A 12308-nucleotide genomic window follows, 5' to 3' on the forward strand; every position below is an offset into this window, starting at 1 on the left:
GTCGTCATGGATCAACCAGGTTCTCACTCAAGTCAGAGCTACACCCGTGGCTCACAGGACAAAGCCTTGCTGGCGCTGACCATCGGTCAAGCGTTCGATAACACTGTTGCGAAGTATCCGGATGGAGAGGCGTTGGTGGTTCGCCATCAGCAATTGCGTTACAGCTGGAAGCAACTGGCCGAAGCCGTTGACTTGCATGCCAGAGCCTTGATGGCGCTGGGTTTACAGCCCGGCGACCGTCTCGGAGTCTGGGCACCCAACTGCGCTCAGTGGTGCATCAGCCAGTTCGCCAGCGCCAGGATCGGGGTGATCCTGGTCAACATCAATCCGGCCTATCGCAGTTCCGAACTGGAATACGTGTTGAAGCAATCCGGCTGCCAATGGCTGGTCTGCGCCGGGGCCTTCAAGACTTCCGATTACCACGCGATGTTGCAAGGCCTGGCGCCGGAACTGGCAGAACACCCGATCGGCCAGTTGCAGAGCGAACGCCTGCCGGAGTTGCGCGGCGTCGTCAGCCTTGATCCGCAGCCACCATCGGGTTTCCTGCCCTGGTCGCAGTTGTCGGGGTTGGGCGCCGGGGTGGAGATCGAGCAATTGCGTGCCCGGCAGAACAGCCTGCATTTCGATCAAGCGGTGAACATCCAGTACACCTCAGGCACCACCGGTTTTCCCAAAGGCGCGACCCTCAGCCACTACAATATTCTCAACAACGGTTACATGGTCGGCGAAAGTCTCGGGCTGACGGCTGCCGATCGGCTGGTGATCCCGGTGCCGCTGTATCACTGCTTCGGCATGGTCATGGGCAACCTCGGTTGCATGACCCATGGCAGCACCATGATCTACCCCAACGATGCGTTCGATCCGCTACTGACCTTGACCACCGTCGCCGAAGAGCAGGCCACGGCGCTGTACGGCGTGCCCACCATGTTCATCGCCATGCTCGATCATCCTCAGCGCTCCGGGTTCGATCTGTCGAGCCTGCGCACCGGGATCATGGCCGGGGCAACGTGCCCGATCGAAGTGATGCGCCGGGTCATCAGCGAGATGCACATGAACGAAGTACAGATCGCCTACGGCATGACCGAAACCAGCCCGGTGTCATTGCAGACCGGTCCCGCGGATGATCTGGAGTTACGCGTCACCACGGTCGGCCGAACCCAGCCGCAACTGGAAAGCAAGATCATCGACGAGGCAGGCAACGCGGTTGCGCGCGGGCAGATCGGCGAGTTGTGCACCCGTGGTTACAGCGTGATGCTCGGTTACTGGAACAACCCGCAAGGCACGGCTGAAGCCATCGATCAGGCCGGCTGGATGCACACCGGCGACCTGGCGACCATGAACGAAGACGGCTACGTCTGCATCGCCGGGCGCAACAAGGACATGATCATTCGCGGTGGCGAGAATGTTTACCCGCGAGAGCTGGAAGAGTTCTTCTTCACTCATCCGGCGGTGGCGGATGTGCAGGTCATCGGCATTCCAGATACCCGATACGGTGAAGAAATCGTCGCCTGGATCAAATTCCATCCCGGTCACAGCGCCAGCGAACAGGAGCTGCAAGCCTGGTGCAAGGAGCGCATCGCCCACTTCAAGACGCCGCGTTACTTCAAGTTCGTCGAGGAGTTTCCGATGACCGTGACCGGCAAGATCCAGAAGTTCCGGATGAGGGAGATCAGCATCGAGGAGCTGCGAGGTAACCACGCCTGACCACAATCCCCTGTGGGAGCGAGCCTGCTCGCGATGATGGCAGCACATCTAATATAGATGTCGACTGATCCACCGCTATCGCGAGCAGGCTCGCTCCCACAGGGGTGGAGCAGTGGAAATGGCAAACAGCAGAAAGCACAAAGGGGAGCCGAAGCTCCCCTTTAATTTGTTGTTACGTGCTCTTTTTTTATTATTGAGGGTCGGTCTATTGTTGTTTTTGGCAACCGTGGCCCTTTACCGCTGTTATTGTCGATCCCCATTCGGGATCAAGAGCAAACGTATTTTTTTGAGCGCTGATCTGCTTTTTCGCTAAGCGATCCAACCAGTTCGGGAGCTACCTGAAGGTAGTTTTATTGTTCTCTGCCCGGTTGCGGGTTACTTCGAAAAGCACCCTGAAAAGCACATCTTCTCCAAAAAAATCTGTTAGCTGCGTCTCTGCCGTGTTGTTTTTGTTATGTCAGAGTCGTTACGTCTTGTTTTTATTAGGTTTGCCGCAATTTTTTTATTCTTGTTATGCAGTAGAGATAGCAGAAGCCGTGCCAACTTTACAAATCCCTTTAAAATCAATGGCTTGATGATTTTGTAAGAAAATCCCGTCAGCTGAAACCCGGTGAACTGTTTCCGTGTTACTCATGTCGGTAACACCCGGACACATTCATCCCCTCACACTGCACTGCGGACCTTGGCCACACGAGAACCCGTAGGGCGCCCCAGTACTGTGCAAATTTGCTGGCCGGCCTGGATCAAGCGATCCATGTCGATTCCGGTTTCGATTCCCAGGCCATTGAGCAGGTAGAGCACGTCTTCGGTGGCGACGTTACCGCTGGCGCCTTTTGCATAGGGGCAGCCACCGAGGCCGGCGATTGAGCTGTCGAACACCGAGATACCTTCCAGCAGGCTGGCGTAGATATTGGCCACGGCCTGGCCGTAGGTGTCGTGGAAGTGCCCGGCCAGTTTGTCCCGTGGTACCTGAGCGCCGACAACCTCGAACATTTTTCGCGTAGCGCCGGCGGTACCGGTGCCAATGGTGTCGCCGAGGGAGACTTCGTAGCAGCCCATGGCGTACAGCTCACGGGCGACGAAGGCGACTTGCTCGGGCGCGATCTGGCCTTCATAAGGGCAGCCCAGCACACAGGACACATAACCGCGCACGCTGACGCCGTGCTGTTTGGCGGCGTCCATGATGGGTACGAAACGCTCCAGGCTCTCGCTGATCGAACAATTGATATTGCGTTGGGAAAAGGCTTCGGAGGCGGCGGCGAACACCGCGACTTCCTTGACCCCGGCCGCCAGTGCGTCTTCGAAACCGCGCAGGTTCGGTGCCAGCGCACCATAGGTCACGCCCGGCTTGCGCTGGATCTGTGCGAAGACCTGCGCGGAACCGGCCATCTGCGGTACCCATTTGGGCGAGACGAAACTGCCGACTTCTATATAGCCAAGGCCGGCAGCGGTCAGTGCATCGACCAATTGCACCTTGTCCGCGACGCTGATGGGCTGGGCTTCGTTTTGCAGACCGTCGCGAGGGCCGACTTCGATCAGGCGCACATGGGTTGGGAGAGACATAAGGGGTTCACCTGTTCTTGTTGATATGGGATCGTTCCCACGCTCCGCGTGGTAACGCCGCCCTGGACGCTCCGCGTCCGCTGTTGGATGTGACGCAGAGCGTCACGGGATGCATTCCCACGCGGGAGCGTGGGAACGATCATTGAATAGCTTTCTGATTCTCGATCGTCTGTTCCAGCGCCTGGATACAGCGCTCTTCCGCCGTGTCCAGTTCCAGCTTCATCTGTTCGATATCCAGCATTTGCTGTTCAAGCTGTTCGCGACGCTCGGTAATTTTCGCCAGCATGCTGTGCAACTGTTTCTGGTTGCCGCTGGTGGGGTCGTAGAGTTCGATCAGCTCGCGGCATTCGGCCAGGGAGAAGCCGATGCGCTTGCCCCGCAGGATCAGCTTCAGGCTGACTTTGTCGCGGGGCGAGTAGATGCGTTCCTGACCGCGCCGCTCGGGGGCGAGCAAGCCTTGTTCCTCATAGAAGCGAATGGCACGGGTAGTGATGTCGAGCTCGCGGGCGAGGTCGGAAATGCTGTAAGTCTGGCTGCTCATGGAAGCGCTCAAGAAAGGTCTTGGCACTAAGCTAATTGCTGCTTGACGTATACGTCAAGCACTGACGCCTGGACGACGATCTCCTATAGGCGGGTGGCCGCCCACCATCGATCCAGCGTTCCCTGCAACCAGTCGAAGACTTGCCCGTAGGCGGCGCTGTCATCCTGATCGCGCGGCAACGGTGATTCATCCGCGAAGTGGGCATTGAGCACCGCAACCGACTCACGGTTCCACTCTGGATGAAACTGCAAACCCACCCGTGTCGGGCCGACCGAGTACATCTGCTGCGCGCATTGAGCACTGCTGGCCAGCAAGCGAGCGCCTGGCGGCAGATCGATCGCATCCTCGTGCCATTCCAGCACCTTCAATGAGTGGCCATCGGCAAAGGTCACCTTGGTCCAGCCGGTCTCGGTGTCGGCCATGCGCCGTACATCCCCGCCAAGCGCCCGGGCCAGCAGTTGCGCGCCGAGGCAGATCGCGAACACCGGCGCACCCTGAGCCAGGCTGGCGGCCAGCCATTTACGCTCCTCACCCAGCCAGTCAGGCCCGGCGTTGGACTCGTAAGGCCCGCCCAGAATGATCACTGGCGCGGCGCTGATGGGCGGTAGTTCACCGAGGTCGGCACGAAAGACTTTCAACGTCAGCCCGCGGGCCTCGGCCCACAAGGCGATGGCGCCAGGTCCCTCGGCGGGGTGGTGCTGGATCAGGCTCAATGACGCCGGATAGTTCGACACGGCAATTCCTCTGTTTCAGTCTGTGCACGATCATGATTTTTTATAATGACTGATTGTCGCGTTGCCACAATAAGGACTTCTACACTGAAATTCGACCCACTCGGAGGCCAGCCACCATGAATGCCGATAACTATTCTGCAGAATGTACAGGTCTGCTGCTCGTTGACCCTTACAACGATTTTCTCAGCGAAGGTGGCAAGCTTCATGGCTTTGCCAAGCCGATTGCCGATAGCGTGGGTACTCTCGCCAATCTGATCAGGGTGGTCGAGGCGATACGCAAAGCAAGTATCCAGGTCTTTTATGTTCCACACCATCGTGCTTTACCCAATGACTATGAGGGCTGGAAACACCCCAGCCCTTATCAATTGGGAGCCGGTCGTGCGCAGGTTTTCGCGCTCGATAGCTGGGGTGGTGAATGGCATCCGGCTTTCCTGCCTCAGAAGAATGATGTGGTCGTCAAGGAGCATTGGGGTGGCAGCGGATTTGCCAACACCGACCTTGATTTCCAGCTCAAACAACGGGGTGTCGAGAGGGTCGTGGTGGTGGGGATGCTGGCTAATACCTGCATCGAAACCACCGGCAAGTTCGCAGCCGAACTGGGCTATCACGTGACGCTGGTACGAGACGCCACCGCAGCATTCAGCAAGGAAGCCATGCACGCAGCGCATGAGATAAACGGGCCTACTTATGCTCATTCAATTATCACCACCGCCGAGTTGATTGCGGCGTTGGGTTGAGAGTGCCTGCGTTCGGATGATGGAAATGATTGGGGCGATAGGCAAAGCGGCCCCAAAACCGGCCGCCACGTTTCTTCAGACTAGAGCGCGTCAGCCGTTTTTACGGCTGCTGCGCCCGAACGCAGACCGAGCCGAACGGGGGCTTGAAGAACCTTCGTGATCCACCTTCCGGATGCTAGGCTCTTGCGCGAATCCGCTGTGCAGTAAAGGAAGGACTATGTTCAAGTTTCTGGCCATGGCGCTGTTGTTGGCGTCCGCCGCCGTGCAGGCACAAACCGGGCTGCAAACCGATCTGCCGTTGCAGTATGTGGAGCAGGCCAATCCTGATTCGCGCAACCAGCCACTGGTGATTTTCCTGCATGGTTACGGCGGTAATGAGGAGAATTTGTTCGGGATCAAGGATCAATTGCCTGTCCGGTACACCTATGTTTCGGTGCGGGCGCCGCAGGTGCTGGATGGGGACAGCTATCAGTGGTTTCACAAAAAAGGCGAGGGTGCATACGATGGTGAAACAGACGACCTGAACAGCAGTGCCAAACTGATCGCCGACTTCATCGCTCAGGCCACCGCGAAATATCACACCCAAAGCGACAAGGTTTTTCTGGTGGGGTTTAGCCAGGGCGCGATCATGTCCTATGAGGTTGCCCTTCGTCATCCAGAGATCGTGGGCGGGATTGCAGCGTTGAGCGGTAAGGTTTTACCGGTGCTGAAGTCTCAGCTCAAACCCGACAGAAATCTTGAGCCGTTGGCGATTTTTATCGGCCATGGCACTGCCGATCAGCTGCTTCCCTATACCGATGGCAGCGATGCCGACAGCCTGCTCAAAAGCCTGGCGCTGAAACCGGAGTTTCATGCTTATCCGGGCATTGGCCACACCATCACGGCAAACGAAATGCAGGATTTGAACAGCTGGCTGCGCAAGCTCAATCCGTGAGGCTGGAGCAGCGTTTGCCGCTCCCACCCCGCTTATTCCCCGCCGACGATCTGCTTGACCGCTGCAGTGTGTCCGTTCTGGTCATCGGCCCGCGAAATAATCTGGATCACCAGGCTGCGGCTGCCAAATCCCGCCAGCAAGGTGGTGCCGAGGGTCTTGCCGCCCCCCATGGTGGCTGTGCTGTCGATCTGGCGCAGGCCAAAACTTTTGATGGTCAGTTTCTTTTCGTCCAGTTTCTTGAAGTCAGACAACGCCGTGCTCTGTTTCTGGAGGAAGCCTTCAACCGCTCCGTCGAGGAATTCGTTGTCGTTGTCTTTGATCTGCACGCCGTCGGTGCGTACGTTCTCGGCAACGATCACCACGGTTTTGCTGGTTTGGTTGGTGTACATGGTGCCCATCGCACCCGCAGTGCCGCTGGCTGAGTCGCCAGGAGGCAAAGGGTTGGCTTCAAAACCCTGGGTCAGGTTGAAGGTGAATTTGCCACCCAGGGTCGAGACCTTTTGTACGGTCGAGGTTTTCGCCGCCGGTTGGGTCGCCGCGTAAACGCTGATGGCGCCGAAGCTGGCTGCGGCGGCCAATAGCAAAACGATGGCTTTACCGAGCACTTTTTTACCGAGCAATGACATTCAAACTCTCCAGGGTGATCGCGCTGTGAAGGCGATCATCCCATGGGCGTAGCGAATCACTCTAGCGGGATGTTCGAGTGCTGAACATGCGATGTGTGGGAGCGATCACTTGTGGCGAGGGAGCTTGCTCCCGCCGGCCGATCCGCGCCCGGGCGCAGCAGTCGTAAAGCCTGTATATGCGGTGTGTCTGGCAGAGCCGGCTTGCAGGTCTTAGGGCCGCTGCGCGCCCCAGCGGGAGCAAGCTCCCTCGCCACAGGTCAGTCCTGATCATCAAGAAACCGCCCTTTATGATCCGGGCTGGGCAACTGGCAGGTATCGTAGCGACCGAACAGCCGGTAGCGATTTTGTGCGATGCGGTCGTAGCACCAATCCCTGATTCCTTTGGGAATGACGCTCATCACCGTCAGCAGGGGCCATGGTTGTGGCAGAAGCTTCATTACCCGCAAAAAAGCCTCAGAGCGCACATACAACGCGTTGTCTTCAATGAACGCCATGGTGTCGAAACGCTCGGTCGGCAAGCAGAACCAGGCCAGCAAGGCTTGTCCTTCGACGGATTGCACGGACGCCAACTTGATCTTTCTGTTGCGGTCATGCCGGATCAAGAATCGCACCGAGCCGTTGCATAACTTGCAGACCCCGTCGAACAACACGACGCGCTCGCCGGGTTGCAGGAAGGGCGGGGTGGTAGTGTTCATCCTTGATGAGGGTTCAGTGTCAGTCTTCATGGCTGGTTTTTATCACAAAACCAAAGGGCCGTTTCAATTCAGGCATTGGGCGCCGGCTCTGGCGACCTGGGCGTCCTGCCCGGCTTTCACCCCAGACACCCCGACCGCGCCGATCACCTGTCCATCGACGACGATCGGCACGCCGCCTTCCAGCGAGGTCAGCAGTGGCGCCGAAAGAAAGGCACTGCGGCCACCGTTGATCATGTCCTCATAGCCCTTGGATTCACGGCGGCCCAGGGCCGAGGTGCGGGCTTTTTCCGTGGCGATATAGGCGCTGATGGCGGCGCAGCCATCGAGACGTTCAAGGGCCAGCGGATGGCCACCGTCATCGACAATGGCGATGGTTACCGCCCATTGATTGTTCTGTGCTTCGGTGCGCGCGGCGGCCAGGATCTGACTGACTTCGGTCTGGCTCAATACGGCTTTGGTTTTCATGGGACTCTCCAGGGGTTCGATTAACGCAGGGCATCTTCGACCAGTTCGATCCAGTGCCTGACAGGGGTTCGACCGGCGCCGTCGAGGTGGGTCTGGCAGCCGATGTTGGCGGTGACGATCAGCTCGGGGTTGCCGCTTTCCAGGGTGTCGAGCTTGTTGTCGCGCAGTTGTCGAGACAGCTCGGGCTGGGTCAGCGAATAGGTGCCCGCCGAGCCGCAGCATAAATGGCTGTCCGGCACGTCCGTGAGGTTGAAGCCCAGGCGAGTCAGCAACTCTTCTACCGCGCCGCCGAGCTTTTGCGCGTGCTGCAAAGTGCAGGGGCAATGGAAGGCGATGCGCGTTGCAGCCTTGACCTTGAGTGGCTCCAGCGGCTCGTCGCGCAGCACTTCCACCAGATCCCTGGCCAGGGCACTGACCCGTTTGGCCTTGGCCGCATAAGCGGGATCCGTTTCCAGCAGATGGCCGTAATCCTTGATGAAGGCTCCACAACCGCTGGCCGTCTGCACGATGGCTTCGGCCCCGCTTTCGATGCTCGGCCACCAGGCGTCGATGTTGCGCCTGGCGCGATCGAGGCCGGCCTCTCGGGCGTTCAAGTGATAGTCCACGGCGCCGCAGCATCCGGCCTGGCTGACGGGCGTGACGCTGATGCCCAGCCGATCCAGCACGCGGGCGGTGGCGGCATTGGTATTGGGTGACAGGCTCGGTTGCACGCAGCCTTCGAGCATCAGCACGTGCCGCGCATGCTGCGTTGTCGGCCGCGGTTTGGCCGGATACACGGTGCGCGGCAACTTGACCTTGAGTACCTCAGGCAACAACGGACGAAAGATTTCGCCGCTATTGATCAGCGTCTTGAACAGCTGCGGATTTGGCACCAGCGCCCGCAGGCTCTGACGCAGCAGGCGCTGGCCGAGCGGACGCGGCACGGCTGAGTCGACCACCGCGCGGCCGATGTCCAGCAGGTTGTGGTAGTCGACGCCAGACGGGCAGGTGGTTTCACAGTTGCGGCACGACAGGCAACGGTCCAGGTGCAGCTGGGTCTTCTCGGTGGGCTCATGGCCTTCGAGCACTTGCTTGATCAGGTAGATGCGCCCGCGCGGGCCGTCCAGCTCATCGCCGAGCAGTTGATAGGTCGGGCAGGTGGCGTTGCAGAAGCCGCAATGCACGCAGGTGCGCAGAATGCTTTCGGCCTCTTTGGCGCGCGGCAGGCGTTTGGCCTGTTCACTTAACGTGGTCTGCATGGTTCAGAACTCCGCGTACATTCGGCCTGGGTTGAAGATCCCTTGGGGGTCGAGTTGCGCCTTGAGTTGACAGTGATAGCGCAGCAACGCCGGGGGCAAAGGCTGGAAAGGGCTGTCGATGAGGCCGTAGCTGTAGCAGGTCGCGTGACCGCCGGCTTCCTGCGCAATCGAGCGAATAACCGCCGCATTGGCGTCGGTTTTCAGCCAGCGTTGAGCGCCACCCCAATCGATCAGCTGCTCGCCGGGCAGATCGAGGATGCCGGTGTTGTTGGGCAGGGACAGACGCCACAGCGGCTGGCCTTCGTCGAAAAAGGCCAGACGCTGTTCATTCAACTCGTCCCAATAAGCGCAGTCGAGCCACTCGCCGCCGAGGCGATCACGGGCGGCAGCCACCGAGCCTTCGCCACCTTCCAGGCGCAAATGCAAGCACTGGCCGTCATGGCTGGCGGCGCTGATGGGAAGGGGCTGCTGGCCCCATTCGGCAAGCTTGCTCAAGGCATTTACGCGGTCCATTTCCAGCGAGAGACTGATGCACTGGCGCGGCTTGGGCAGGACCTTCAGCGAGACTTCAGTCAGCAGGCCAAGGCAGCCGTAACTGCCCACCAGCAAGCGCGACAGATCGTAGCCGGCGACGTTCTTCATCACTTCGCCGCCGAAGCGCAGGTGTTTGCCCAAGCCGGTGATCACGCGGGTGCCGAGAACGAAGTCACGCACCGAACCGGCCCAGGGCCGACGCGGGCCGGACAGCCCGGCGGCGACCATTCCACCCACCGTTGCACCCTCGCCGAAAGACGGCGGCTCGCAGGGCAGCATCTGGCCGGCCGCTTCCAGGGCTGCGGACAGATCGGCCAACGGCGTACCGGCCCGCGCAGTGATCACCAGTTCGGTCGGGTCGTAGCTGACGATGCCGCAATGACCGCGCGTGTCGAGCACTTCACCGGCGACCGGGCGGCCGAGAAACGCCTTGCTATTGGAACCCTGGATCAGCAACGGCGTGGCATTGTTCAGCGCCTGGTTGACCTGTTCCAGTAGCGCAGCGCTGCCGTCGACATTCTGTTCGACATACATCAAAAACGCTCCAGTTCAGGGAAGGGCAACTGGCCCAGGTGCACGTGCATGGCGCCGAATTCGGCGCAGCGGTGCAGGGTCGGAATGTTCTTGCCGGGATTGAGCAGGCCGCTGGGGTCGAACGCGGCTTTAACTGCGTGGAACAGGGTCAATTCATCGCTGTTGAACTGGACGCACATCTGATTGATTTTTTCCCGGCCGACACCATGCTCGCCGGTGATGCTGCCGCCGACCTTGACGCACAGCTCGAGGATTTTGCCGCCGAGGGCTTCGGCGCGATCCAGTTCACCTGGCTGCGTGGCATCGAACAGAATCAGCGGGTGCATATTGCCGTCTCCGGCATGGAACACGTTGGCCACCCGCAAACCGTAATCGCTGGCCAGCTCGGCGATACCCTTGAGCACTCCGGGCAGTTCGCGTCGCGGGATGGTCCCGTCCATGCAGTAGTAATCCGGCGACAGCCGGCCCACCGCCGGAAAGGCATTTTTGCGTCCGGCCCAGAATCGAACCCGTTCGGCTTCGTCGCGGGCCTGGCGCACTTCGGTGGCGCCGGCTTTTTCCAGTACCCTGCGAACCCGGTCGCAATCGTCGTGGACATCGGCTTCGACGCCGTCCAGCTCGCACAGCAGAATGGCCTCGGCGTCTACCGGGTAGCCGGCATGAACGAAATCTTCGGCCGCGCGAATCGCCAGGTTGTCCATCATTTCCAGGCCGCCGGGAATGATGCCTTGGGCAATGATGTCGCCGACTGCGCGTCCGGCTTTTTCCACAGAGTCAAAGGCCGCCAGCAGCACTTTGGCGATTTGCGGTTTGGGCAGCAGTTTGACCGTGACTTCGGTGATGATCCCGAGCAGGCCTTCGGAGCCGGTGAACAGCGCCAGCAGGTCGAAACCCGGTGAATCCAGTGCGTCGCTGCCCAGCGTCAGCCGTTCGCCTTCGACCGTGAGGATCTCGATCTTGAGCAGGTTATGCACGGTCAGCCCGTACTTCAGGCAATGTACACCACCGGCATTCTCGGCCACATTGCCGCCGATGGAGCAGGCGATCTGTGAAGAGGGGTCCGGCGCGTAATACAAACCAAAAGGCGCGGCGGCCTGGGAGATTGCCAGGTTGCGTACACCGGGTTGAACGCGGGCACTGCGAGCGGCGGGGTCAATCTGCAGAATGCTGTTGAAACGCGCCATCACCAGCAGCACGCCTTTTTCCAGCGGCAATGCACCAGCGGAAAGCCCGGTACCGGCACCGCGTGCGACCACCGGCACCTGGCGCTCATGGCAGAGTTCGAGCACGCCTTGTACCTGCTCGAGGTTGCGGGGCAGCACCACCAGCATCGGCGTGGTGCGGTAGGCGGACAGGCCGTCGCACTCGTAAGGCTTGAGTTCTTCCTCGCGGTGCAGGATGTCCAGGTCGGGCAATTGCGCTTGCAGGGCCTGGAGCAACGCGGCCTTATCGACGGCAGGCAGGGCACCGTCAACACGTTCGTCGTAGAGAATGTTCATGGGTGGCTAACGCCCCCTGAGTTGCCCTATTAGAGGCCTGTTTACGGGAACATCTGACCTCTATCATTGACCTCAGGGGGCTTACTGTCCATGTGTTGGACCAGGCCAGCAACCTGGATCGGAAAAGGACGGTCACTGTTCAAGGCGTGGCTGCTAAGCTGTGATTTGACCACCACAACAATGGAGTCAAACTCATGGCCAATGACACCTGTGCCTGTAAGGACTGCAACTGCAAAATCGGCGAGCATTCCATCGTTCGTCATGGCAAGCATTATTGCTGCCAGGCGTGTGCCGATCATCACCCGAATGGAGAGGCTTGCGCTTCTACCGGTTGCAAATGCGCCAAGGGCGCCCAAGGCTGATAGCCAGGACTTACGTGGAGCCTGGCGCGGCTCCACTTTCAGCACCGCGTTTTTTCAGATATCGCGCGTCATCGTTCTTCGCGGGCAAGCCACGCTCCCACATTAGATCGCATTCCCCTGTGGGAGCGGCGGTGCGACGATT

The 12308-nt window shown here is 59.7% G+C and carries 14 protein-coding genes; 4 read left to right on the plus strand and 10 right to left on the minus strand.

The window, feature by feature from the left end; genetic code table 11:
- Positions 1–6: 6 nt before the first annotated feature.
- Positions 7–1704, plus strand: coding sequence for an AMP-binding protein (locus tag AC3I0A_RS10430; protein ID WP_489377670.1), 1698 nt, complete (start codon positions 7–9; stop codon positions 1702–1704).
- Between the two features lie 511 nt (positions 1705–2215).
- On the opposite strand, the gene AC3I0A_RS10435 is transcribed toward AC3I0A_RS10430, so the two are convergent.
- From AC3I0A_RS10435 to AC3I0A_RS10450, 4 genes are all read right to left on the minus strand, one after another.
- The gene (locus AC3I0A_RS10435; RefSeq protein WP_489377671.1) at positions 2216–2338 is read right to left on the minus strand and encodes a hypothetical protein; all 123 of its coding nucleotides are present in this window, start codon (positions 2336–2338) and stop codon (positions 2216–2218) included.
- Between the two features lie 29 nt (positions 2339–2367).
- Positions 2368–3267 (minus strand): hydroxymethylglutaryl-CoA lyase, encoded by a 900-nt coding sequence (locus tag AC3I0A_RS10440; protein ID WP_489377672.1) that lies wholly within the window; start codon positions 3265–3267, stop codon positions 2368–2370.
- Between the two features lie 139 nt (positions 3268–3406).
- On the minus strand, positions 3407–3808 hold the full coding sequence (locus tag AC3I0A_RS10445; RefSeq protein ID WP_489377673.1) for a MerR family transcriptional regulator: 402 nt from the start codon (positions 3806–3808) through the stop codon (positions 3407–3409).
- A gap of 83 nt (positions 3809–3891) precedes the next feature.
- The gene (locus AC3I0A_RS10450; RefSeq protein ID WP_489377674.1) at positions 3892–4542 is read right to left on the minus strand and encodes a type 1 glutamine amidotransferase; all 651 of its coding nucleotides are present in this window, start codon (positions 4540–4542) and stop codon (positions 3892–3894) included.
- A 116-nt stretch (positions 4543–4658) separates the two neighbouring features.
- Here AC3I0A_RS10450 and AC3I0A_RS10455 point away from each other — a divergent pair, with 116 nt between their 5' ends.
- Positions 4659–5279, plus strand: a complete 621-nt coding sequence (locus AC3I0A_RS10455) for a cysteine hydrolase family protein (RefSeq protein WP_489377675.1) — start codon at positions 4659–4661, stop codon at positions 5277–5279.
- A 217-nt stretch (positions 5280–5496) separates the two neighbouring features.
- Positions 5497–6213, plus strand: coding sequence for an alpha/beta hydrolase (locus AC3I0A_RS10460; RefSeq protein WP_489377676.1), 717 nt, complete (start codon positions 5497–5499; stop codon positions 6211–6213).
- 32 nt (positions 6214–6245) lie between these two features.
- Here the strand turns inward: AC3I0A_RS10460 and AC3I0A_RS10465 are convergent, their stop codons facing one another.
- The 6 genes from AC3I0A_RS10465 to glcD all read right to left on the minus strand — a co-directional run bounded on the left by AC3I0A_RS10465 (position 6246) and on the right by glcD (position 11804).
- Entirely contained in the window at positions 6246–6839 is a 594-nt protein-coding gene (locus AC3I0A_RS10465) for a DcrB/PsbP domain-containing protein (protein WP_489377678.1), read from the minus strand.
- 257 nt (positions 6840–7096) lie between these two features.
- Entirely contained in the window at positions 7097–7534 is a 438-nt protein-coding gene (locus AC3I0A_RS10470; protein ID WP_489377679.1) for a thiol-disulfide oxidoreductase DCC family protein, read from the minus strand.
- Between the two features lie 63 nt (positions 7535–7597).
- On the minus strand, positions 7598–7999 hold the full coding sequence (locus AC3I0A_RS10475) for a heme-binding protein (RefSeq protein ID WP_489377680.1): 402 nt from the start codon (positions 7997–7999) through the stop codon (positions 7598–7600).
- Positions 8000–8019: 20 nt separating this feature from the next.
- Positions 8020–9237, minus strand: coding sequence for a glycolate oxidase subunit GlcF (gene glcF / locus AC3I0A_RS10480; protein WP_489377681.1), 1218 nt, complete (start codon positions 9235–9237; stop codon positions 8020–8022).
- A gap of 3 nt (positions 9238–9240) precedes the next feature.
- Positions 9241–10305 carry a glycolate oxidase subunit GlcE gene (gene glcE / locus AC3I0A_RS10485; protein ID WP_489377682.1) on the minus strand — a complete coding sequence of 355 codons (1065 nt, stop codon included), beginning with the start codon at positions 10303–10305 and terminating at the stop codon, positions 9241–9243.
- Positions 10305–11804, minus strand: coding sequence for a glycolate oxidase subunit GlcD (gene glcD / locus AC3I0A_RS10490; protein WP_489377683.1), 1500 nt, complete (start codon positions 11802–11804; stop codon positions 10305–10307). The genes glcE and glcD overlap by 1 nt, the downstream gene beginning before the upstream one ends.
- 194 nt (positions 11805–11998) lie before the next feature.
- Here glcD and AC3I0A_RS10495 point away from each other — a divergent pair, with 194 nt between their 5' ends.
- The gene (locus AC3I0A_RS10495) at positions 11999–12166 is read left to right on the plus strand and encodes a metallothionein (protein ID WP_489377684.1); all 168 of its coding nucleotides are present in this window, start codon (positions 11999–12001) and stop codon (positions 12164–12166) included.
- Positions 12167–12308 lie beyond the last annotated feature (142 nt).

The organism is Pseudomonas sp. KH_024_B2 (genome assembly GCF_057839965.1).

Excerpts from the sequence above, each read along its gene's own strand:
- AC3I0A_RS10430 (WP_489377670.1), top strand. The coding sequence starts at position 7 with ATGGATCAACCAGGTTCTCACTCAAGTCAGAGCTACACCCGTGGCTCA.
- AC3I0A_RS10435 (WP_489377671.1), bottom strand. The coding sequence starts at position 2,338 with ATGAGTAACACGGAAACAGTTCACCGGGTTTCAGCTGACGGGATTTTC.
- AC3I0A_RS10440 (WP_489377672.1), bottom strand. The coding sequence starts at position 3,267 with ATGTCTCTCCCAACCCATGTGCGCCTGATCGAAGTCGGCCCTCGCGAC.
- AC3I0A_RS10445 (WP_489377673.1), bottom strand. The coding sequence starts at position 3,808 with ATGAGCAGCCAGACTTACAGCATTTCCGACCTCGCCCGCGAGCTCGAC.
- AC3I0A_RS10455 (WP_489377675.1), top strand. The coding sequence starts at position 4,659 with ATGAATGCCGATAACTATTCTGCAGAATGTACAGGTCTGCTGCTCGTT.
- AC3I0A_RS10460 (WP_489377676.1), top strand. The coding sequence starts at position 5,497 with ATGTTCAAGTTTCTGGCCATGGCGCTGTTGTTGGCGTCCGCCGCCGTG.
- AC3I0A_RS10465 (WP_489377678.1), bottom strand. The coding sequence starts at position 6,839 with ATGTCATTGCTCGGTAAAAAAGTGCTCGGTAAAGCCATCGTTTTGCTA.
- AC3I0A_RS10470 (WP_489377679.1), bottom strand. The coding sequence starts at position 7,534 with ATGAACACTACCACCCCGCCCTTCCTGCAACCCGGCGAGCGCGTCGTG.
- AC3I0A_RS10475 (WP_489377680.1), bottom strand. The coding sequence starts at position 7,999 with ATGAAAACCAAAGCCGTATTGAGCCAGACCGAAGTCAGTCAGATCCTG.
- glcF (WP_489377681.1), bottom strand. The coding sequence starts at position 9,237 with ATGCAGACCACGTTAAGTGAACAGGCCAAACGCCTGCCGCGCGCCAAA.
- glcE (WP_489377682.1), bottom strand. The coding sequence starts at position 10,305 with ATGTATGTCGAACAGAATGTCGACGGCAGCGCTGCGCTACTGGAACAG.
- glcD (WP_489377683.1), bottom strand. The coding sequence starts at position 11,804 with ATGAACATTCTCTACGACGAACGTGTTGACGGTGCCCTGCCTGCCGTC.
- AC3I0A_RS10495 (WP_489377684.1), top strand. The coding sequence starts at position 11,999 with ATGGCCAATGACACCTGTGCCTGTAAGGACTGCAACTGCAAAATCGGC.